The organism is Staphylococcus casei, from assembly GCF_030294405.1.
GTDB classification, from domain to species: domain Bacteria; phylum Bacillota; class Bacilli; order Staphylococcales; family Staphylococcaceae; genus Staphylococcus; species Staphylococcus succinus.
Map to the genome: position 1 here is coordinate 433661 of NZ_CP125718.1, position 23983 is coordinate 457643.

Sequence of the window (23983 nt, forward strand, 5' to 3'; positions counted from 1 at the left end):
TCACGCCATATAGTGTATATATTATATAATTCGAAAATTGAAAAAGGATGATGAATTATGAATGGAGATAAGAAATTAGCGGGACTCTTAGAAGCATATAAGAAACCTTTAAAAAAACTTTTTAAGTATGATAAATCAAGCGCTTTAACATTTGATAAAGCAAGTAGAAGTCAAGTTCAAGAACAAAAGGGAATATTTGTAATTTTCAAAAGCAAAAAACCAATATTTGTTGGGCAAGCTGGGGGATTTATGACAGGATACAAACTCACTCAAAAAGATTTGGAAAGTAAACTGTCACAATTTAATTTACGTTCAGATGCAGGTACTGCCAGATTTAGAAAAGCTTATGTTGCCCAACACAATCTTGATGAATCAGAATTGAAAAATATTAATGCTGAAGAACAAAATTTAAAATTTCAATATATTAAAATTAAAGAGAATCCAGCAATGATTAATATTTTAGAAATTTTAGCTTTAGAATATGCCAAAGATAATCAAATCGAGTTATATAATTTTATGTAATAGTGATTGATTTTTATCTTGAAGTGAAAAAGAGGTGAATACTATGCGTATTAGAACGCTTAACCTTCGATATCAAGATCACGATATTAAAGTGAAATTACCTAAAAGTTATTTTAAGCAAGATTCAAAGTCCTATCCACTCATTGTAGTTCAAGACGGAGATTTTTTATTTAAAGATATTGAAAAAGAGGTCATATTTGTTGGGATTGTACCAAACGAAAGAATAAAAGAATATACGCCTTGGGAAGCGGTAGTTCATAATATAAAATACGAGGGAGAAGCCGAGCGCTATGTGTCTTGGATGACTGATGAATTATTACCGTATTTAAAAAAATGCTTCAATATATCACAATATCATTCTGATATTGCAATCGCTGGAGCTTCGTTTGGTGGATTGGTTTCGCTATATACACTATTTAAAAAAACAAATGTATTTGGTACTTATATATTAATTTCGCCTTCAGTTTGGTATCCCAATTTTATAAATTTTATGAGAAAACAAGAAAGTATTGATACAGAAAAACATATATATTGGTATGTGGGGGCGCTTGAAGGGGCACATAGTACGCAGTTAACCCAAAACATGTTCCTTGATACAGAACGTGGTGTCGATATATTGGATGAATTGTTATATTTAGAACAAACTACGTTCCAATTTATAATTAATAGAAAAGGGCTACATCGAAAAACTATATTCAAAAAATATTTTAAGCGAGCAGTTCAAAAGTTATTCTAGTATATAAAATATAAGCCTGAGAGCCTAGTAGACAACGTTGTCTGAAAATTCTAAAACTTATTAGTGGATTCGTATCACCTATGTCCAAAGCGTGATAATATTTAACACAAGTAGTATGAATATAAGAATCAATTATGTGTTTAATGTTATTTATGCTTTATTTATATGTATGCTTTAATTAATTGATTCAGCAGACTGAAATGGTCTTTCCATATTAAATGCTACTTATATTTTGGGATAATATAGGGGATGCTTATATGACAAAAGATGAAAATCAATTTTCTGGTAGTAAGCTGTTGTTGGGAATTGTGTTAGCGATTTTGACTTATTGGTTATTTGCACAAACATTTTTAAATATTGGTCCTAAGGTACAATCTACATATGGTACTACGCCTGATATCGTAAATATTTCTGTAAGTTTAACGTCGTTTGTTACAGGTGTATTTATGGTTGTAGCGGGTAATCTTTCGGATAAATTTGGTCAAGTTAGAATGACGCGTATTGCTTTAGTGTTAAGTATGATTGGATCACTTCTGCTTATTATTTCAGGGAATGTTGTATTACTTTTGTTAGGACGAGTGCTTCAGGGACTTTCTGCTGCTATTATTATGCCAGCTACGATTTCAATTGTGAACACGCTTTTCGAAGGAGATAAAAGACAGAGCGCTTTGAGTTTTTGGTCTATCGGCGCATTTGGGGGCACAGGGTTAGCTTCATTCTTTGCTGGTGCTATGGCAACATTTATATCTTGGCAAGCCATATTTATCCTTTCTATACTAGTAACAGTTGTTGCATTGTTATTGCTGAAAAAATTACCTGAGACTAAACAAGTTAAGGCTGAGCGAAGTGATTTTGATTATGTGGGGCTAATCATATTTGTAGTGATGATTGCAAGTATTAGTTTTGTCATTACTCAAGGATATAAAATCGGATGGTTAAGTGTTCCAATAGTTATTTTAGCAGTGGTCTTTTTAATCTGTATATATTTATTCTTTAAGGTCGAGCGTGATAAGACGTTACCATTTATTGATTTAAAGCTTTTTAAGAACAAACCTTATATTGGAGCGGTATGTGCCAATTTTTTATTGAATACTGGCGTAGGCGTGATTGCGTTATTAAATATATATTTACAAGGTGGATTAAAGCTTAGTTCTTTTCAAGCTGGGTTACTGACGTTACCTTATTTAATTGCTTTATTGCTTATTATACGATTGGGTGAAAAAAGTATAAAAAGATTTGGAGCCAAACGCGCCATGATAATTGGGCCAATATTTACGGCTTTAGGGGTTTTATTATTCAGTTTTACGTTCTTGAATGATTCAGTATATATAATTGTAGCTTTGATTGCTGCAATTTTCTTTGGAGGAGGTACAGGATTATTTGCCACTCCTGCACTAAGTACAGCAGTATCTACGACGCCCTCTGAGAAAGTTGGTGTCGCATCGGGCATTTTTAAAATGGGATCTACATTAGGTGGTGCATTTGGTATTGCCATTATGACTTCTATCTATACAGGTATGATCCAAAATGGATATCATTTAAATACTGCTGCAGGAATTAGCTTTGTAGTTGGTGCATGTCTTATTATCGGTGCAATATGTACAAGTGTATTTGTGCTTCCAACCCGAAAAATAAACCGTTAAAAAATAGTGTGCCCTTGCGTGTGAGAAGTTCGCAAGGGTTCTTATCGTGTTGCAATACGATAAGCGGTTTTATTATAGGTTGTGTATCGTCATTTAAATCTTTATATCGTTCTGTGGGTTTACTTAAAAGTGTGAAAGAATTATGATAAAAATAATGAATATCGATATAAAAGGGGGAGTTATGATGCATTATAAGAAATACTATGAATCTCCAATAGGTCAACTTGCTATGACATCTGATGGTAAAAGTATTACAGGATTATGGTTACCTAATCATGAAGATTTTGAATTAAAGTTTAATGAAAAATTATTTGAGGCAGAGTTAATTATTTTTAATAAAGCAGTAGCTTGGTTAGATGATTATTTCTTAGGAAATAATCCAGTTATTGATTTTCCTTTAAAAGCTGAGGGTACAGAGTTTCGGAAACAAGTTTGGGAGATTCTGTTAGATATACCTTATGGCAAAACAATCACTTACGGTGAAATTGCCAAGCAAATGGCACAAAAGAGAGGAAAAAAAGCAATGTCGGCGCAAGCAGTTGGTGGTGCAGTAGGAAATAATCCAATATCAATAATGATTCCTTGTCATAGAGTTGTCGGAAAAGATGGCAATTTAACAGGTTATGGCGGTGGTATTGATACTAAAATTGAACTACTTAAATTAGAACAAATGGATATGAATGCTTATTATAAACCGAAACATAGCACCAAACCTTAAGGAAATACTGGTATTTCAATTGTTCATAAATATGATTCAAAAATAATATTGCAATATATGACTTAAATATAAAAATACCCCTAGTAAAGCACTTTGAAAGGTGTGCATATTACTAGGGGTTATATATTTGATGGAATAGTATAATTAAATAACAATAAAATTTAAAAACTTGCAATTAAACGAGATACGATTAAGTGATTTAAGAATTAATTTAAGGTATTATAATTACGGATATGATCATTAATACTTTCGAGATAGAAGATCGTATTTTGTTCATTATCTAACTCAGTTTCATGATCGAATTCTAATGCATCAAAACGATTGAAGAATGATTCATATGCTTCAACTGAAATTTCAGTACGATTATTTAGTAAATCTTTATGGCCTTGAATATCAAGTGCTTCTTGATAACCTTCAACAAGTTTACCACTAAAGAATTCACCGACAGAACCAGAACCATAACTAAATAACCCAATGTTATCACCAGCTGAAAGTTTATGTGTTTCTAATAAAGAAATTAAACTTAAATAAAGAGAACCTGTATAGATATTACCCACATAACGATTATAGTACGTAGCAGCGTCATATCCAGTTGTTAAACGTTCTTTTGTTTGTTCATCTACATCATCTGTTAAGATTGAATCAAGTGCTTTTTTACCCATTTTAGTAAATGGAACATGGAAGCATAAAGACGCAAAATCATCTAATGATTTATTATGACGTCGAGCATATTCTTGCCAACTTTCTTGGAATGAATGAATATAAGCATCTTTTGATAAGGCACCATCTACTAAAGGATAAGGTTGACCACTAGGACGCCAGAAATCATAAACATCTTCAGTGAAAGCAACAGCATCATCGTTTAGTTCAAGTATACGTGGGTTTTGTGATATTATCATAGCAACAGCGCCTGCACCTTGTGTAGGTTCGCCACCAGAGTTTATGCCATAACGTGCAGTATCACTAGCGATAACTAATACTTTTTCGTCAGGGCGTTGCGCTAAATAATCTTTAGCTAACTGGATTGCAGGTGTAGCAGCATAACACGCTTCTTTCATTTCAATACAACGAGCGAAGGGTTGAATACCTAGCAAGTTATGTATTTGGACTGCTGAAGCTTTAGCAGAATCTATTGCTGATTCTGTTGCTACGATAACCATAGTGATTTGTTTCTTATCTTCATCAGTAACAATTTCTTTGGCCGCATTAGCACCCATTGATACGATATCTTGACTCATTGGACTTACAGACATTTCTGTTTGCCCAATCCCGAGTAAAAATTTATTTGGATCAACTTGGCGTGCTTCCGCAAGTTTAGCCATATCTACATAAAATCTTGGAACATAAAAATTAATTTGATCAATACCAACTGTCATAAAGCGTATCGACACCTTTCTGTTTATAAATAAGCAATTGTATCATACCAAAACGAGCTGATAAAATACAATAATTTAAAAGAGTGATAAAGGAGAATGCATAATGAATAATATAGCGATAGTAAGTGCTAAGCGCACACCAATAGGAAGATATAAAGGGAAGTTAAGTAATTATTCTGCAGTAGAACTTGGTACAAAGACTTTAGAAGCAGCGATGAAAGCAATCCATCTTGATCCACAAGTAGTAGACCAAGTCATTTATGGGAATGTACTACAAAGTGGAAGCGGACAAAATCCTGCACGTCAAATAGGTATTCATGCTGGTATACCCAATACAGCACCTGCAATGACAATCAATGAAGTATGTGGTTCTGGATTGAAATCTATTATTCTTGGTAAACAGTTGATTCAATTAGGGGAAGCTAAAGTAGTTGCAGTTGGTGGCGTTGAAAGCATGACAAATGCACCCAAACTAATTCTAAAAGAAGATGCGGCACCTGTTCAAAGCTTCATGCATGATGGATTAACAGATGCATTTTTAAATGTACCAATGGGGATTACTGCAGAAACAATAGCAGAGACATATAATGTGACACGTGAACAACAAGACCAATTTGCGAACGACTCACACCTTAAAGCGCACAAAGCTACTGAAGCAGGTAAGTTTGATAACGAAATGGTTCCCCTAGAAGATGTAAATGGAGAATTGATGACAACAGATGAAGGTATTCGTGGTACAAGCAGTGTAGATAAGTTAGCAACATTGAAAACAATCTTTAAAGAAGATGGCACTGTTACAGGTGGGAACGCGTCTAGTATTAATGATGGAGCTTCAACAGTTATTTTGATGGATGCTACATATGCAAAACAAGAAGGCTATGAAATTTTAGCATACTTAGGCGACCACGCTGAAATTGGTTGTGACCCTGAATATATGGGTTATGCGCCTTACCAAGCGGTTACACAATTGTTAGATAAAACAAATAAAACAATGACAGATATAGATATTGTTGAAATGACTGAAGCCTTTGCTTCACAAAGCATTCCAGTTAAAAATAATTTAGCCATTCCAGATGACAAGTTAAATATATATGGTGGTGCTATTGCATTGGGTCATCCAATTGGCGCTAGTGGCACACGAATAGTTTCTACATTAATTCATGCATTATCGCAAGAAGATAAGCAAACAGGTATTGCTACTGCTTGTATAGGTGGCGGTTTAGGTATCGCGCTATATGTTGAAAAGGGTGATAAATGATGGAAGTATTAGATAAGTCATTCCGTCATTTATCACGTTTTGAAAAATTACAACAATTAGAACAAAAAGGATGGCTGAGTAATGAAAATAAAGAAATATTACTTAATAATCCTTTGATTTCTGAAGAAGTTGCGAATAGTTTGATTGAAAATGTAATAGGACAAGGCACGCTACCAGTTGGCTTATTGCCAGAGATTATTGTTGATGAAAAAGCATATGTTGTACCAATGATGGTAGAAGAGCCATCAGTTGTAGCTGCAGCAAGTTATGGCGCAAAGCTTGTCAATCAAACGGGCGGCTTTAAAATAGTCGCAAGTGAACGTTTAATGATTGGTCAAATTGTATTCGATGCTGTAGAGGATACAGAGGCTCTGGAGACAACAATAAACAATCTTGAACCTAAAATAAAAAAAATTGCTGATGAAGTTTACCCTTCAATTATTGAAAGAGGCGGCGGATATCGTCGTATAGAAATTGATAAATTCCCAAATGTAGGCATGTTATCATTAAAAGTTTTTGTAGATACTAAAGATGCTATGGGCGCCAATATGCTAAATACAATCTTAGAAGGTATTACGTCTTATTTGAAAAATGAATTAGATGGTATTGATATACTGATGAGTATTTTATCTAATCATGCCACAGCGTCTGTAGTAAAAGTTCAAGGTGAAATAGATGTTGCGGCATTATCTAAGGGGGGACACGATGGAGAAACAGTTGCTAAACGGATGGAACGCGCATCTGTATTAGCTCAAGTGGATATTCATCGTGCAGCTACACATAACAAAGGTGTCATGAATGGTATACATGCAGTTGTGTTAGCCACTGGGAATGATACACGCGGCGCAGAAGCTAGTGCGCACGCATATGCAAGTAAAGATGGTCAATATCGTGGACTAGCTACATGGCGTTATGATCAAACACGTCAAACACTGGTTGGAACTATTGAAGTGCCTATGACTTTGGCTACAGTGGGTGGAGGTACGAAAGTCTTACCGATTGCTAAAGCTTCATTAGATTTAATGAAAGTGTCATCAGCGCAAGAACTTGGACATGTGGTAGCTGCGGTAGGACTTGCCCAGAATTTTGCAGCTTGTCGTGCACTTGTCTCTGAAGGTATTCAAAAAGGACATATGAGTTTACAGTATAAATCATTAGCCATAGTGGTAGGTGCTGAAGGTGAAGAAATCGTTCAAGTAGCGGATATGCTAAAGCAACAACCAAGAGCAAATACAGCAGTAGCACAACAAATATTAGAAACGTTAAGAAGCAATAAATAAGCAATATAATCGTTTTCATTCTTTATGGTGATATCAAAACGATGTGAGTTTCAACTATGTAAATCAGATATATTAATTAGAGACCAATCAGCGTTGTTTGACTGGTCTCTTTGTAATTGTTAGTAAAAAATGCAGAATTTTTTGTAAAATGATTATTGGTTTATTTTCTGGGAAATAAAGTTATTGTTTTTAATGGTGAAAACGTTATCATATAATGAGTGTATTAAATATGTGGAGGTTAGGATTGATGGAAAATAACAGGATACCAGCGTTAGTATATAAAGAAAATACAAATAATGTTGTGCCTATATTATCACATGAGGCACAACTCCAAACAGTGATGGCAGAACAGTGGTTAAAGATTTCTGATGAAGGTTTGCAACTTGAAGGATTATGCTTTGATAGAGAAGGTCATTTAAAGCTATGCGAAGTGTTTGGAGGCACGGTTTTTCATGTTGCATTGCCAGAGAAAAAGGTGACCAAACTGTTTCAATCTAATAAGCAAAATCCAGCAGCAGTAAAGATCCATAAAGATGGAAGGCTGTTTGTTTGTTATCTAGGTGATTTTAACCATACAGGGGGAATTTTCGCGGTAGATTCAAATGGGGAAAAGCAAGAGGATATTATATCTGATATAGATACGGCATATTGTATTGATGATTTAGTATTCGACAGTAAAGGTGGCTTTTATTTTACTGACTTTAGAGGTTATTCTACAAACCCTAAAGGTGGCGTGTACTATGTATCTCCGGATTTTCAATCGATTACACCTGTCATACAAAACCTTGCTGTTGCAAATGGTGTGGCTTTAAGTACTGATGAAAAAACACTATGGGTTACAGAAACCAATGCGAATCGATTACACCGAATTGACTTATTAGAAGATGGGGTGACGATTGCTCCATTTGGTGCTTCTGTTCCATATCATTTTACAGGTCATGAAGGTCCAGATTCTTGTTGTATTGATAGCGATGATAATTTATATGTGGCTATGTACGGACAAGGGAGAGTATTAGTGTTTAATAAGAAAGGCTATCCAATAGGACAAATTCTAATTCCTGGGCGGGAAAGTGGCCATATGTTGCGATCAACCCACCCTGCATTTATTCCAGGGACGGATCAACTCATTATATGTGCAAATGATATAGAAATGGGCGGCGGATCTTGGTTATTTACAGTGAAAGGCTTTGCTAAAGGGCATCAAAGTTATCAATTTCAGGTTTAGCTGATTGAGCAATAGAAAAGAGGTTGAGACATAATTAGCTTGAATAAGCGTGTCTCAACCTCTTTGTTTAAGAAAATACAATAATCAATAGATATAACGGTAGTTTGAAGCGGCAGATTTGCTTAGTATACGAGTACCAAAAGCATATGGGCGATTGTAATTATATTCGGAAACTTTAATACTCCCATTTTTATAAACATAACTGACATATGCGACGTGACCATACGTACCGGCAGTTGATTGCATAATAGCTTTTTTGGCAGGCTTTCGTCCTACATGGTAACCGCTTTTTTTGGCATTGCTATACCAATATTTAGCATTTCCCCAACCATTTGGCACCGGCTTACCAACTGAAGCTCTTTTTTTAAATACATACCAAGTACAGTTATATTTTGCATAGTAATTTACTGCTGCTTTGGTAACATTACTCTCGTTTAGCGATTGGTACGAGACAGAACCAGTAAATAAAAGCGTAGTAGCGATGAAGATACGACCAATTCGACTTTTAAATTTCATAATTTTTCTCCAGACATTTTTAATAATATAAGTATAGTTTGTAACTATGTTCAATACAATATTGGACATAATTAATACAACTAATTTTAATACTAATGAAATATAAGTATTATTTTTGTAATTCATTACAGGTAATTTAAAAATAAATTCATATGAGTGAATATGCTAACAACTTTCTTTATATGTATCATTGTAGTTTTCAGAAATATAGATAGTGATAAAAAACCATTATTGAAAGCGCATACATTTTTAGGTATGATGTAAATAACTTAGGGGGTGCTCATTATCTTAAAAAGAAAAAGTTATAACACAGGTAGTAGGAAGAATGTAAAAAGGAAGCTTGGCTTAACATCAGCATTAATTACTTTATCAGTAATGATAGTGGCAATGTTATTTACAGTTGCAGTGTTAGAAAAGGAACCACATATTCCATTAATGATAGGTACGGCTGTAGCAATCATGGTTACGATGTTACATGGTTATGCATTTAACGAAGTAGAAGAAATGATGTATAAGGGGATACGTCATGCTTTACCTGCCATAGTAATCATAATTCTAGTAGGTTTAATCATTGGATCATGGATTGGTAGTGGCGTTGTCGCTACAATGATTTATTACGGTTTACAATTAATTGATCCAAACTATTTTTTAATGGTAGTCGTACTATTGTGTGGCTTAGTAGCTTTAGCGATAGGCAGTAGTTGGTCTACAATGGCGACAGTAGGAGTAGCGTCTATGGGAATTGGAATAAGTATGGGCATCTCACCAGGAATGGTTGCGGGTGCAGTTATATGTGGATCGTACTTTGGTGATAAGATGAGTCCATTATCTGATACCACTAACTTAGCGTCAGGCTTATCAGGTGTTGATTTGTTTGAGCATATCAAACATATGTTTTATACGACGGTCCCTGCATTGGTCATTACGCTAGTGTTCTTTTTCTTTATAGGTCAACGTTTTGGTGCAAGTCACTTTGATACTCAAAACATAGATACAATTTTACAAACAATGCAAGATAATTTTGTTATCACGCCGTGGTTAATGCTGATACCATTAGTTGTTATTGCTTTAGTGGTTGTTAAGATACCAGCAGTTCCCGCCATTTGTGTGGGAATTATACTAGGTTTTTTTGCTCAAATATTTATACAGGGTGGTTCGCTGACTGAAGCGATGACTGCTTTACAAACTGGGTATAGCATCGATTCTGGAAATAAACTTGTGGATGAATTATTCAACCGAGGTGGTTTAGAATCTATGTTCTATACGATTTCATTAACACTTGTAGCAATGACCTTTGGTGGTGTATTAGAATATTCTGGCATGCTTTCAGCATTGATAACAGTTATTTTGAAGTTTGCCAAGTCTACGGGCAGTTTAATTGCTTCTGTTATAGTATCCTGTATTGGTACAAACTTCACTTGCTCAGAGCAATACATATCCATTATCGTTCCTTCTAGAATGTATGCGAGTACCTTTAAAGAAAAAAAGCTACATGCTAAGAATTTATCAAGAGCTTTAGAAGATGGTGGTACATTAACATCTGTATTTGTACCTTGGAACACATGTGGTGTATTTATAGCATCTACGCTTGGCGTGTCTGTATTTGAATATGCACCCTACGCAATATTAAATTATACAGTACCAATAATTTCTATTATATTTGGATATATAGGTTTTAAAATTATAAAACTTACTGATGAGGAAATAGAAGAGAATAACAAGGCACAAGCTAAAGAAACAACTTTGGCATAATATAAGTGTTAGTGTGAATAGGTCAGGAGTTTTACCACAAAAGTATAGTTAAGAATGAAGAGAGAAAATGATTCTCTCTTCACTTTTTATGATCATTCGATATTGAAAAATTATATATTAACCGTATACTGTAATATATTAATTACATTTTAAGTAAAGGAGAAAGTGCATGGATATTAAACAAATGAAGTACTTTGTTGAAGTTGTAAACCAAAATGGTATGACAAATGCTTCCAAATCTTTATATATTGCGCAACCCACAATTAGTAAAGCAATAAAAGATTTAGAAAAAGAGTTAAACATGACACTTTTCGATCGTAGTAAACGACAACTTGTACTGACCGATGCGGGAAAAGTATTCTTTCAAAAATGCAAAGAGATACTCACGCTTTATAATGATTTACCAAAAGAAATAAACAGTTTGTTAGGGCTAGAAACTGGGCACATTAGTATCGGTTTATCAGCGGTTATGAATATGAATAAATTCATTCATATACTAGGAGAATTTCATCAAAAATATCCAAATGTAACATATAATTTAGTGGAGAATGGTGGGAAAATGATAGAAACGCAGTTAATCAACGATGAAATAGATATAGGCATCACTACGCTACCTGTTGATAAAGCTATTTTCCACTCTATTCCTTTATATCAAGAAGATTTGAAGCTGGTCTTAAATAGAGAACATCATTTAGCTGAATATAAAAAAGTAGATATGAGCATGCTTAAAGATGAGGATTTTATTTTATTTAATGAAGATTTTTATTTAAATGATAAAATCATAGAAGCGGCTAAAAATGCTGGCTTTATACCAAACACTATTTCAAAAATTCCGCAGTGGAATTTTATAGAAAATCTGTTGAATGCCCACCTTGGGGTTAGTATATTGCCAGAAAATATTGTGAATATGCTAGATAGTAGCTTTAAAAATATTCAACTTGATGATCCGGGCATGCGTTGGGAACTTGGCGTGATTTGGAAAAAGGATAAATATTTAAGTCATGCAACGCGGCAGTGGATTGATTTTATGAAAAAAAGATTATAATAATAAAAGGAAAGACAACAATCGCTATACTAAGGTTGTTGTCTTTCCTTTTATTATAGGTGACTAATTATAATAAATTATAATGGTATAAATCGCTTTCATAGATAAAAGTAATGTGTCTCATTGAAAATCAATATTTTTATTATGATTATTAGTGCTTTATACTAGAGTATGTAATCAATAAAACAGTCAAAGAGGACTGAAATATAAAGGATGATGAGTATTGCAAATATCACTGAAAGTAGTTAGAGTTTTATTGCAAATAATAATTATAATGGGTGTCACATATATGGGGAATATTTTGCAAAGTGTTTTGCATATTCCAATCGCAGGAAGTATTGTTGGATTAATTTTATTCTTCCTACTACTTCAATTTAAAATAATTCCTTCTAAATGGGTAAGTGAAGGTTCTAATTTCTTTTTAACATTTATGGTATTTTTCTTTGTGCCATCAGTCGTTGGTGTCATGGACGTAGTTTCTGAAATTAACTTGAACTTTATACTATTCTTCGTAATGATTGCTCTAGGAACGTGTTGTGTTGCGCTTGTTTCAGGATTTATCGCTGAAAAAATGGTTAAAGGCCCACGATACGGGAATGGACAAAATTAGATGATGATTTTACAAGCAGTGTTGATGATTGGTTTAACACTTATCATGTTTACAGGAGCAAAGAAATTACAGAAAAAGTATAATAGCCCATTTTTAAATCCAGCTTTAATATCATCTATCGGTATTGTGATTGTATTACTATTATTTAACGTAGACTACAACGGGTATATGATAGGTGGTAAATGGATTAATTATTTATTAAATTGTACAGTTGTATGTTTGGCATTCCCTTTATATCAAAATCGACATAAAATCTTAGAACATTCCGCTATTATTTTTAGTAGTGTATTTGCGGCAGTAATGTTAAATTTCATCTTCGTATATACCATATTGAAAGTTTTTGGTTATTCAAAAGAAGTCATTGCAACAATGTTACCAAGATCTATGACCGCAGCGGTAGGGATTGAAGTATCCCATCAGCTTGGTGGTGTAGATACGATTACAGTTATGTTTATTGTGGCCACAGGTCTAATTGGCAGTATAGTCGGTTCTTACCTGTTAAAATTGGGCAGATTTAAGACTTCGATTGCTAGAGGGTTAACTTATGGTAATGCATCACATGCGTTTGGCACAGCGCGAGCACTAGAAATAGATTTAGAATCAGGTGCTTTTAGTTCAATTGGAATGATTTTAACGGCGGTACTCAGTTCAATACTACTACCAATACTCATCCTCTTTTTATATTAAATGTAGCAGTGTTAAAGATTATTTTTAATAATAAAATATAAAGTATATATTTAAACACAGGGAATTTGAAAGGAGCTATTTATATAATGGCAAAAATTAAAGCAAATCATGCATTAGTAAGAGCATTACAAGCTTGGGACATAGATCATTTATATGGTATTCCAGGAGATTCTATAGATGCAGTCGTGGATAGTTTGAGAACCGAAAGAAATAATATTGAATTTGTTCATGTGCGTCATGAAGAAGTAGCAAGCCTAGCAGCAGCAAGTTACACAAAATTAACTGGGAAAATTGGTGTAGCTTTAAGTATCGGTGGTCCTGGTATCGTTCATTTATTAAACGGTATGTATGATGCAAAAATGGACAATGTACCACAGCTAATATTATCTGGCCAAACTAATAGTACAGCATTAGGAACAAAAGCATTCCAAGAAACTGATATTAGTAAAATGGTGGAAGATGTGGCCGTTTATAATCGCCAAATTTCGGAAAATGATAAAGATATCTTTGGTATTGTAAATGAAGCGATTCGTACAGCTTATGAGAAAAAAGGTGTAGCTGTTTTAATATTGCCTAACAACTTATTGACAAACAAAGTGAAAGATACAACAAATGCGAAAGTTGATACTGCACCTCCAGCTCGAATTGCGCCAAAACCACGTAGTATTAAAAAAGCGACGAAACTTATAGATAAAAGTAAACGTCCGGTTATTTTAATTGGCACAGGTGCTAAAAAAGCTAAAGATGAAGTACGTGAATTTATAGAAGCAGCTAAAATCCCTTCAATTATTACGTTGCCAGCTAAAGGTATTTTACCTGATGCACATCCATATAATATTGGTAATTTAGGTAAAATCGGTACAAAAACATCTTATCAAACAATTCAAGATGCTGACTTATTAATTATGGTAGGTACAAATTATCCATACGTTGATTATTTACCTAAAAAAAATATTAAAGCAATCCAGATAGATACAAACCCAGAAAACATTGGACATCGTTTCGATGTGAATGTAGGTATTATTGGAGATAGCAAAATTGCCTTACAACAATTAACAGACTCTGTAAAACATGTATCTAACAGAGATTTCTTGAATAAAACATTAGAAAGAAAAGCAACTTGGGATTCATGGATGGCTAAAGATAAAGCTGATGAAAGTTCACCAATTCGCCCAGAACGTCTTATGGATAGTATCAATCAAGTCAGAACTGATGATGCAATCTTTTCTATCGATGTAGGGACATCAACAGTTTGGTCAACACGTTATTTAGACTTAACAGTGAATAACAAATTTATTATATCAAGTTGGTTAGGTACGATGGGGTGTGCTTTACCAGGCGCAATCGCTGCAAAACGTGCGTATCCAAATCGTCAAGTCGTAGGTATTGCTGGAGATGGTGCATTTGAAATGGTAATGCAAGATTTTGCGACAGCTGTACAATATGATTTACCGATGACGATATTTGTATTAAATAATCAACAATTATCATTCATTAAATATGAACAGCAAGCAGCGGGTGAATTAGAGTATGCCATTGATTTCACTGATATCGATTTAGCAAAATTTGCTGAAAGTTGTGGTGGTATTGGATATACGTTGAAAGATCCTAATAGAATCGATGATGTAGTAGAAGAAGCTATGTCACAAGATAAACCAACCATAGTGAATGTGTACGTTGATCCAACAGCAGCTCCGCTTCCAGGTAAAATTGTAAAAGATGAAGCAATTAACTATGGTAAATGGGCATATAGATCCATTACTGAAGATAAAAAATTAGACTTTGATGAGATTCCACCAATGTCAACAGCAGTTAAACGTTTCTTCTAAGATGAAGTGAAAAAAGCTATCAAACCATCAAGGGTTTGATAGCTTTTTTATTATGGAAGACCTAACTCAAGTACGTTAATCATAGAAAATAGCTGTTCACATCATTGCATGCACCTTATTGAACAGGCAGTCAAAGCATATTTATATAGAAATAGGTTATATATAAATCAAACACTATTGTGGAAATATGTTGTCTGTTATCAAGAAAGGAAGATTGCTAATGTTTAAATCAATGTTTAAAAATATTCATTTAAAGACACCACATACTTATGCATTATTGTTACTCATAATTATATTTGCAAGTTTACTAACCTATATAATTCCAGCAGGAGAGTATGCGCGTGAGAAAAAAGGCGGACAAACACTTGTAGTTTCAGGTTCATATCAAGAAGTCCAACAACAAGGTGTGTCATTTTTCGACATATTTAGGGCCATACCTGAAGGTTTAATTAGTGGTGGTGAGATAGTCTTTTATATTTTTTTAGTTGGTGGTGCTTTTGGAATTGTACATAAGACAGGTGCTTTTGAAAATGGTGTTAACAAAGCTATGCAAGTGTTGGGTTCATTTAAGTTTCTTATGATTCCGTTGACTATGGTTATTTTTTCTATATTAGGATTTTCTATTGGCTTAGCAGAAGAAACCATTATATTTGTGCCTATTGGTATCATTATTGCACGGACATTAGGCTATGATGCACTGACAGGGGCTGCAATGATTATTTTAGGGGCAGCTAGTGGTTTTATAGGTGGTATGCTCAATCCTTTTACAGTTGGTGTTGCACAGTCTGTAGCAGAGTTACCGATGTTTTCAGGGTGGGGTTTAAGAACAATCATTTATCTGTTTATTTTAACTGCGGCTATTACAACGGTAATGATTTATGCGCATAAAGTTAAAGGTGACAAGACAAAGAGTTTAGTATACGAACTAGAACAAGTCGAAGAAATGAAAGAAACGAAGATGGACACGCCGCGTTTTACCAAAAGTCAGGCTACAGGTTTAGCACTCATCATTGGAGCTATTATTTTAAACGTATTTGGCATATTTAGGTATGGATGGTCTTTTAATGAAATGAGTGCGAACTTCCTGTTGGCTGGGTTGTTCGCAGGTTTAATAGGTGGACTAGGTTTAAATGGCACATTTGATGCAATGATTGAAGGGATGAAAGATATACTCTTCGGTGCGATGATCGTCGGATTTGCTAAAGGGATTATTGTGATATTAGAAAATGGCAAGGTGATTGATACAATCGTACATGGTATGTCAACTTTGCTAGGTGATGTGCCGTCATCTATCGTTATCTTGTCAATGTTTGTCTTGCAATTCTTATTGAATTTCTTTATACCATCTGGTTCAGGACAAGCATTAACAACAATGCCTTTGATAGTTCCGATTTCAGACTTATTAAATATTAATCGACAACTTACAGTATTGGCCTTTCAATATGGTGATGCAATTAGTAATATTTTATTTCCCACGTCGGCGATACTCATGGGGGCGCTGGCAGTGGGGAAAATTACTTACACACAATGGTTAAAATTTGCGTGGAAATTAATTGTAGTATGGGTGTTAATTTGTAGCATTGCCATGTCTATTGCATTAGTGGCTGGATATTAGGTACATCATAGCAACGTATAAATCTGTTTTTTGAGTAATAGTTCACTGTGTTGGACGACATAAGTTGTTGTTTATTTTTAAATAATAGTATATAATATAAAAAAACAAATCATCATATTGCGTGTTACTGGTAAAGCAGGCATGAGCAAACGTATCGACTATTGGGAATAGTCTGTTTGCTCATGCCTTTTTTGTATGCATTTTGATGATATAAATTAAAGAAGGGATGTTTTTAAATGTTTAAAAAACTTTTTGGACAGCTTCAACGTATTGGTAAAGCATTGATGTTACCAGTCGCTATTTTGCCGGCTGCAGGATTATTACTTGCTTTAGGCACAGCGTTTCAAGGGGAAGCGTTGCAATCTTATTTACCGTTTATAAAGGTAGAAGGATTTCAAAATGTAGCTAAAATGATGGAAGGTGCAGGGGGAATTATCTTTGATAATTTACCAATCATCTTTGCATTAGGGGTTGCTATAGGGTTAGCTAGTGGAGATGGTGTTGCTGCTATCGCTGCATTTGTAGGGTTTATTGTTATGAATAAAACAATGGGCGCATTTTTAGAAATTACGCCTGACAATGTTGATGATGCAGCAAGTGGTTATGCCAATGTCTTAGGGATTCCAACACTCCAAACAGGTGTGTTCGGTGGTATTATCGTTGGTGCGCTTGCAGCGTGGTGTTATAACAAGTTTTATAATATTACATTACCAAGTTATTTAGGTTTTTTTGCGGGTAAACGATTTGTGCCAATTATGATGGCTACATGTTCGTTTATACTTGCTTTCCCAATGGCATGGATATGGCCAGTCATTCAAGATGGACTTAATACATTTAGTGAAGGGTTACTCGATTCAAATACTGGAATAGCAGTATTCTTATTTGGATTTATTAAACGTTTATTAATTCCATTTGGATTACATCATATTTTCCATGCACCATTTTGGTTTGAATTTGGTAGCTTTAAAAATGCTGCGGGTCAAATCATTCATGGTGACCAACGTATCTTTATTGAACAAATTCGTGATAATGTACCGTTAACTGCTGGTAAGTTTATGGGTGGAGAATTCCCAGTTATGATGTTTGGTCTTCCGGCTGCAGCTTTAGCAATTTATCATTCAGCTAAGAAGGCAAATAGAAAAGTCGTAGGTGGATTGATGTTATCCGGCGCTTTAACATCATTCCTTACAGGTATTACAGAACCTTTAGAATTCTCATTCTTATTTGTTGCTCCGTTATTATTCTTTATTCACGCAGTCTTAGACGGTTTAGGTTTCTTAGTTATGTATTTACTTAATGTGCATTTAGGCTATACGTTCTCAGGTGGATTTATTGATTTCTTATTACTCAATATCATGCCTAATAGAACAGCGTGGTGGCTAGTTATACCAGTTGGATTGGTCTATGCTGTCATTTATTACTTTGTTTTTAGATTTGTAATTAAAAAATTAAATTACAAAACACCTGGTAGAGAAGATGAAGAAATGCAAAATAGTTCTGTCGCAAAGAACGAATTACCGTTTGAAGTATTACACGCAATGGGTGGTAAAGAAAATATTAAACACCTTGATGCTTGTATCACACGATTAAGAGTTGAAGTTAATGATAAAGCAAAAGTGAAAGTTGATGTTTTAAAACAGCTCGGTGCTTCAGGCGTACTTGAAGTTGGAAATAATATGCAAGCAATTTTCGGACCTAAATCAGATCAAATCAAGCATGATATGGCGAGGATTATAAATGGTGAAATTACAAGACCAAGTGAGACAACATTAACAGAAGAAGATGATAGTAAAGTAGTTAAATTATCTGAATCTGAAGACAACGACGGTGTAGCCTCACAATCAGAAATAGAAGTATGCTCTCCAGGCAGAGGTAAGTTGATACCACTCTCTGAAGTACCTGATGAAGTTTTTGCTCAAAAAATGATGGGTGATGGCGTTGCATTGATACCTGAAGATGGTGAAATTGTTGCACCATTTGATGGTACAGTGAAAACAATTTTTCCAACGAAGCATGCAATTGGATTAGAATCAAAAGATGGTCTTGAATTACTAATTCATATTGGAATTGATACGGTTAAGCTAGAAGGTAAAGGTTTTGAACGTATGGTTGATACAGGGGATACAATTAAAAAAGGACAATTACTAATGAAGGTTGACTTAGATTATGTACAAGCACATGCACCAAGTATTATAACGCCTTTAGTGATTACAAATATTGAAAATCGTACACTTGAAATTGAAAGTAAAGATACGATAGAACCACAACAACTGTTGATGACAATTAAGTAGATGCTTAAATAGCGTATCCAATAGCCTCATGAATAAGTAAGTATAAATACCAATATTCAAAATAAAAGTGCACTTTCATTTATATGGGAGTGCACTTTTTATGATTAAAAGCGAAAGCAAAATAAAGAATATGAATACTTGAATATGACTGACTGTTATTGATAAAAATGAAGTCTTAATTATCAAAAAAGAAAATTCACTTTGTGAATATATACTTATCTTGTTGTTTAAATGTTGAAAAATTCTGAAAAAATAAATAGGATGGGTTATAATGACTAACAAATGACGAATAGAAAATGAAGGTGAAACAATGAAATACCATTTATCAATAGAAGTTATGCCTCAAGTCAAACTCGTGCAACCAGAGTTATATATGGCTGAAGAATTATATTATACGATTAAAGAAAACTTTTCACATTTAGCACAGTTTTTAGACTTTTTGAAAGAAGATATGACAATTGCGGATGAAAGTGCATATTTGAAGATGATGCTGCAACAACAAGTTGAGAATAAAGGGAGATTGTTTTTAATTTATCATAATGACAAATTGATAGGTACAGTGGATTTACATAAAATTGACAATCAAAATAAAAAAGCTGAAATTGGTTATTGGATTGCCAAAGGATATACAGGAAAATCTATTATCACAACATGTGTGAATTACATTTGCGAGTTCTCCTTTGAAGTCATAGGCTTAAATAAACTGATTATTATGGCAGATGTAAGGAATAAAGCGAGTAAGAAAGTTGCTGAAAAAGTTGGTTTCTCGTTTGTAGCTACTGATTTGGAGGACGTGTTTGATGGCGAGTCCTATCGTGATATGAATCGATATATATTATTGAGAAAAGATTATTTTCAGCATCGTTCACAAGCTAGATAAGAATAAAAACGCATAGATTTAGTGAACATATGAGAAGGGGGTAACTCATGAACTCGACTAGGGGAATTAATCATATTGGTTTAACTGTTCCCAATATTGAAGCAGCAACTTTATTTTTTAAAGAAGCTTTAGATGGGAGAATTGCGTACGATAGTCATACAAAAGCTGATCCACCACGTGAAGGTAGATTTGTAGAACATGTATTAGGAATAGAAAAAGGAGCAAAAATTATAAAAAAGCGCATGTTGGTATTTAACCATGGGCCTAATATAGAGTTGTTTGAATTTAAAGAAGCGACGCAAAGAAGACCAGAATCATTACAAGATATAGGTTATACACATTTGTCGTTTTATGTAGATAATTTTGATTATGCGTTTAAACGTATAAAATTAGCAGGAGGTATCCCCGTTTCTGAACCGCATGCAAATACAAAATACGAAGATACTAAAGGCAATCAAACCGTATATGTGCGTGCACCATGGGGAAGTTTGATTGAATTACAAACTATACCGAATGGCTATTATTATCCGGAAGATAGTGAAGCTGAAGTATTCATACCTGAAAAGTAAAGGAGCAGTTAAAGATGTTACAACGTAAATTAAACATTGCCAATTTAAACACACCTATACATAAATTAGTGCAATTAAGTCAAACGCTTGGGAAAGATATATACATCAAAAGAGATGATTACACCGGGACAGAAGTATCCGGAAATAAAGTGCGGAAATTAGAATATACAATACAATATGTCTTAGATCATGGTTATGATACTGTGATTACTACTGGGGCAATAACTTCGAATCATGCCCGAGCAACCGCTGCACTTTGCGCACAATTTAATATAGAATGTCATCTTGTATTAAGAGGAACAAATGCGGAATATGAAGGTAATTTATTTTTAGAGGCGATGCTAGGTGCCCATATTCATATCATTAAACCGAGTGAATCTAGAGAAGAAGCGATGAATATATTATATAGCAAGCTTGAACAAGAAGGAAAGACACCATTTCTTATTCCGGTAGGCGCATCAGATTGGATCGGCACGCATGGTTATGTTAATGCTTATGAAGAAATTATTGAGCAAGAAGCTAAATTAGGGATTAAATTCGATTCTATTAATTTAGCTGTAGGTTCTGGTGGCACATATGCAGGACTTTGGTACGGTAATGCAAGTAACAACTTGGCAACTAAAATTATAGGATATGCTGTAGATCAAAGTACAGAGGACTTTGAACAAAAAGTAAAAGAGATTGTGAAACAGTTAGATCAAAATATACTATCTTTTAATACATTACATATCAATGATAACTATGTAGGACTTGGATATGGTCAAGCGACAGATGAAGAACTTCAATTTTATATTAATATTGCCAAAACGGAAGGGATTATTTTGGATCCTACATATACCGGCAAAGCGTTTAGGGGACTTGTTCAAGAAATAAAACAAGGGAACTATGATGACCAACAAGCAATCTTATTTATTCATACAGGTGGAATTCATGGTTATACTCAAGAAATGAGAGGGCGTATAAAACAATTATTACCTGATATTTCAGATGCAGTATAATAACTAAGTAAGAATGGAATATATTCACGACATTACCGATTTACATATATATGCTTATTTTATATTTAAATAGTCAGTTTTATTTAGCATTGCTCCATTACAGTATAGTTAATAATAGGTGTATTTGACGTTATATTGTTTGATATTGAGCGTGAATCCTTTGATTATTCACGGAACAATGTTTCATAATAGAATACAATTTACGTAGTAAGGGTGGTGTTCATCAATGAAACAAGATTTGGTTACGATTGAAGATTTTCATGATTTTATAGTAAATCATGATCTTGCTGTGATCCATGTGATGAGAGATAGGTGTAGTGTGTGTCGGGCAGTGTTACCACAAATCGAAGGTCTTGTGAACGATTTCCCACAGGTGGCATTAGGTGTGATTAACCAGAGTCATTTAGAAGCAATTGCGAGTGAGTTATCTATATATACGGCGCCAGTCGACTTAATCTATTTAAAAGGAAAAGAAATGCATAGACAAGGTCGTTTTATTGATATGCAACAATTTGAGCATCAATTGGAGTTGTTGACGCATAGTGGTAACTATTTATGAATGAGTTATAAGTGTGAAAGATAAGTAAATATTATTGAAAGTGAAATGGATATTGGGATAATACGATAAACGTCTTTGAGAGTGAAAACTTGAGAAGACGTTTTTAATTTGCGATATAAATATAATAGTTATACATTCATTTTAGATAGTTCAAAATCGAAATGTGTAAAATTAAATAATAAGTATCTTATTTATATATAATAATGTATGATAGTGTTAATCAATTGGGTGAAGGTGATAATCATGCGCGTAGAAAGAATATGTCCTAATGAAGCGGAAGCACTTTATGACTGTATGAAGCAGATAGATCAAGAAACACAGTACATGCGCTACCTTCCGGATGAACGCACATTTAACAAAGATAAATTAGTTGAGCATCTTAGATATCAGTTTTATATAGGTGTCAAAACAGAAGATAATAAAATCATGGGTTATTTATCTGTGCATATGAGTACTTTATATAAAGTGAAACACATTGGTTACATTATTGTGGGATTAGTGGAAGAACTACAACAGCAAGGGTTGGCGACTAAAATGTTTGAAGAAACGATTAAATGGGCGCAACGTAAGGGGTTGAGACGTTTAGAGTTAACGGTGATTACGTACAATACACCAGCTATAAAATTCTATGAAAAGTTAGGATTTAAAATTGAAGGTATTAAACGTGAGTCTATTTATATGAATGAACACTTCTATGATGAATTATATATGGCAATGATGTTAAATCAGATGGATATAACAAAATCTGCTAATTTATGGTAATTTACGTTTATTGTTGAATATAAGTGGTTTTTGCTGAAATCAGCGTTCTATCTCATATAAAATGGATATAACGCTAGGAGGTTAGATCATGGTTCTAAAGAAAATTACAGCATTAACAAGCGCGATACTAACTACATCATATGTATACGTCAAGGTGAAAGAAAAACGTAGTTACAAAAGTTTTTTATATGAAATGATGCTAAGAGTGAATAGAGTTAAACGTGCATTTTTAACTATAGAAGGTGCACAACGCGCATTAATTGAAGTTGAACAAGATACAAAAGCTTTATATCAAGGAACACAATATCAATTTCAAAATAATGTAGAAAAGACTTTTTATCAAAATGTAACAACATATGTTGTGAATGATAAATCTCAAAATCAACAAGCTGTTATTTTGTATTTGCATGGAGGTGCATGGTTTCAAAATCCATTAGACCACCATTTTGCATATATTGATATGCTGGCGAATCATTTTGATGCTAAAGTCATCATGCCGATTTATCCCAAAGTACCTCATGCCACATATCAAGATACATTTGATTTGCTAGTAGAAATATATAACGAGTTAAGTGAAACGATACAACCTGGAAAGCAATTAACCATTATGGGAGATTCAGCAGGTGGACAAATTGCTTTGTCTTTTGCACAATTATTAAAATACAAAGGATTAAGTCAACCTCAACATATTGTCCTATTATCTCCAGTATTAGATGCAACTTTTAGTAATCCAGAAGCACCAAAGTATGAACGTATTGATCCTATGCTAGGTATCGAAGGAAGTAAATATTTCTTGAAATTATGGGCAGGAGATCTACCATTAGATGATTGGAAAGTATCACCCATCAATGGTGATTTAACAGGCTTAGGGCATATAACGATTTCTGTAGGTACAAAAGAAACATTATATCCAGATGCAGTAAAATTATCTGACTTGCTTAATAAACAAAATATTGTGCATGAATTTTTGCCAGGATATAATTTATTTCACATTTATCAGGTGTTTCCGATTCCAGAGCGCCAACAATTACTATTGAAATTAAAGCAGATTATTAAAATAGACTAATAGTATAGGATGAGTCATATCGGTTTCTAAATGGTTACACTGTTAT

The 23983-nt window shown here is 33.9% G+C and carries 22 protein-coding genes; 20 read left to right on the top strand and 2 right to left on the bottom strand.

The genetic code is table 11. From position 1 onward, the window contains the following. Positions 1 to 57: 57 nt before the first annotated feature. The 4 genes from QMO72_RS01880 (at position 58) to QMO72_RS01895 (ending at position 3619) form a co-directional block, all read left to right on the top strand. Complete coding sequence (locus QMO72_RS01880) at positions 58 to 522, top strand: hypothetical protein (protein ID WP_103267276.1); 465 nt, start codon at positions 58 to 60, stop codon at positions 520 to 522. 43 nt (positions 523 to 565) lie between these two features. Further along, on the top strand, positions 566 to 1258 hold the full coding sequence (locus QMO72_RS01885; RefSeq protein ID WP_103267277.1) for an alpha/beta hydrolase: 693 nt from the start codon (positions 566 to 568) through the stop codon (positions 1256 to 1258). A 257-nt stretch (positions 1259 to 1515) separates the two neighbouring features. Further along, a complete protein-coding gene (locus QMO72_RS01890; RefSeq protein WP_103267278.1) occupies positions 1516 to 2901 on the top strand; it encodes an MFS transporter in 1386 nt (461 codons plus the stop codon). A 184-nt stretch (positions 2902 to 3085) separates the two neighbouring features. Then, positions 3086 to 3619, top strand: coding sequence for a methylated-DNA--[protein]-cysteine S-methyltransferase (locus QMO72_RS01895; protein ID WP_103267279.1), 534 nt, complete (start codon positions 3086 to 3088; stop codon positions 3617 to 3619). A gap of 206 nt (positions 3620 to 3825) precedes the next feature. On the opposite strand, the gene QMO72_RS01900 is transcribed toward QMO72_RS01895, so the two are convergent. After that, the gene (locus QMO72_RS01900; RefSeq protein ID WP_073505516.1) at positions 3826 to 4995 is read right to left on the bottom strand and encodes a hydroxymethylglutaryl-CoA synthase; all 1170 of its coding nucleotides are present in this window, start codon (positions 4993 to 4995) and stop codon (positions 3826 to 3828) included. A 103-nt stretch (positions 4996 to 5098) separates the two neighbouring features. Here QMO72_RS01900 and QMO72_RS01905 point away from each other — a divergent pair, with 103 nt between their 5' ends. The 3 genes from QMO72_RS01905 to QMO72_RS01915 all read left to right on the top strand — a co-directional run bounded on the left by QMO72_RS01905 (position 5099) and on the right by QMO72_RS01915 (position 8758). Beyond that, positions 5099 to 6253, top strand: a complete 1155-nt coding sequence (locus tag QMO72_RS01905) for a thiolase family protein (protein ID WP_103267280.1) — start codon at positions 5099 to 5101, stop codon at positions 6251 to 6253. Continuing rightward, on the top strand, positions 6253 to 7533 hold the full coding sequence (locus tag QMO72_RS01910) for a hydroxymethylglutaryl-CoA reductase, degradative (RefSeq protein ID WP_103267281.1): 1281 nt from the start codon (positions 6253 to 6255) through the stop codon (positions 7531 to 7533). Before QMO72_RS01905 ends, QMO72_RS01910 begins: the two co-directional genes overlap by 1 nt. Positions 7534 to 7780: 247 nt before the next feature. Next, positions 7781 to 8758, top strand: a complete 978-nt coding sequence (locus QMO72_RS01915; RefSeq protein WP_103267282.1) for an SMP-30/gluconolactonase/LRE family protein — start codon at positions 7781 to 7783, stop codon at positions 8756 to 8758. An 84-nt stretch (positions 8759 to 8842) separates the two neighbouring features. Here QMO72_RS01915 and QMO72_RS01920 read toward each other — a convergent pair whose 3' ends face one another. After that, positions 8843 to 9274, bottom strand: a complete 432-nt coding sequence (locus QMO72_RS01920) for a CHAP domain-containing protein (protein WP_103267283.1) — start codon at positions 9272 to 9274, stop codon at positions 8843 to 8845. 276 nt (positions 9275 to 9550) lie between these two features. Between QMO72_RS01920 and nhaC the strand changes: the two genes are divergently transcribed. From nhaC to QMO72_RS01985, 13 genes are all read left to right on the top strand, one after another. Next, the gene (gene nhaC, locus QMO72_RS01925) at positions 9551 to 11026 is read left to right on the top strand and encodes a Na+/H+ antiporter NhaC (protein ID WP_103267284.1); all 1476 of its coding nucleotides are present in this window, start codon (positions 9551 to 9553) and stop codon (positions 11024 to 11026) included. A gap of 169 nt (positions 11027 to 11195) precedes the next feature. Then, the gene (gene cidR / locus QMO72_RS01930; protein WP_103267285.1) at positions 11196 to 12071 is read left to right on the top strand and encodes a cidABC operon transcriptional activator CidR; all 876 of its coding nucleotides are present in this window, start codon (positions 11196 to 11198) and stop codon (positions 12069 to 12071) included. Positions 12072 to 12294: 223 nt separating this feature from the next. Continuing rightward, positions 12295 to 12681, top strand: coding sequence for a CidA/LrgA family protein (locus tag QMO72_RS01935; protein WP_069823065.1), 387 nt, complete (start codon positions 12295 to 12297; stop codon positions 12679 to 12681). Further along, on the top strand, positions 12682 to 13368 hold the full coding sequence (locus QMO72_RS01940; protein ID WP_103267286.1) for an LrgB family protein: 687 nt from the start codon (positions 12682 to 12684) through the stop codon (positions 13366 to 13368). It abuts the gene before it with no gap. Between the two features lie 86 nt (positions 13369 to 13454). Next, complete coding sequence (locus QMO72_RS01945) at positions 13455 to 15197, top strand: pyruvate oxidase (protein WP_103267287.1); 1743 nt, start codon at positions 13455 to 13457, stop codon at positions 15195 to 15197. A gap of 220 nt (positions 15198 to 15417) precedes the next feature. Continuing rightward, complete coding sequence (locus QMO72_RS01950; RefSeq protein WP_103267288.1) at positions 15418 to 16812, top strand: YfcC family protein; 1395 nt, start codon at positions 15418 to 15420, stop codon at positions 16810 to 16812. A 236-nt stretch (positions 16813 to 17048) separates the two neighbouring features. Then, a complete protein-coding gene (gene ptsG / locus QMO72_RS01955) occupies positions 17049 to 19103 on the top strand; it encodes a glucose-specific PTS transporter subunit IIBC (protein ID WP_103267289.1) in 2055 nt (684 codons plus the stop codon). Positions 19104 to 19413: 310 nt separating this feature from the next. Continuing rightward, positions 19414 to 19983, top strand: a complete 570-nt coding sequence (locus QMO72_RS01960) for a GNAT family N-acetyltransferase (RefSeq protein WP_103267290.1) — start codon at positions 19414 to 19416, stop codon at positions 19981 to 19983. Positions 19984 to 20030: 47 nt separating this feature from the next. Further along, on the top strand, positions 20031 to 20552 hold the full coding sequence (locus tag QMO72_RS01965; RefSeq protein WP_103267291.1) for a VOC family protein: 522 nt from the start codon (positions 20031 to 20033) through the stop codon (positions 20550 to 20552). Between the two features lie 14 nt (positions 20553 to 20566). Continuing rightward, positions 20567 to 21550, top strand: coding sequence for a D-cysteine desulfhydrase family protein (locus tag QMO72_RS01970; RefSeq protein ID WP_103267292.1), 984 nt, complete (start codon positions 20567 to 20569; stop codon positions 21548 to 21550). Positions 21551 to 21776: 226 nt separating this feature from the next. Continuing rightward, on the top strand, positions 21777 to 22109 hold the full coding sequence (locus QMO72_RS01975) for a thioredoxin family protein (protein ID WP_103267293.1): 333 nt from the start codon (positions 21777 to 21779) through the stop codon (positions 22107 to 22109). 243 nt (positions 22110 to 22352) lie between these two features. After that, positions 22353 to 22871: a GNAT family N-acetyltransferase gene (locus tag QMO72_RS01980; RefSeq protein WP_103267294.1), complete on the top strand. Its 519-nt coding sequence runs from the start codon at positions 22353 to 22355 to the stop codon at positions 22869 to 22871. Between the two features lie 88 nt (positions 22872 to 22959). Next, on the top strand, positions 22960 to 23937 hold the full coding sequence (locus QMO72_RS01985) for an alpha/beta hydrolase fold domain-containing protein (protein ID WP_103267295.1): 978 nt from the start codon (positions 22960 to 22962) through the stop codon (positions 23935 to 23937). The last annotated feature ends 46 nt before the right edge of the window (positions 23938 to 23983 follow it).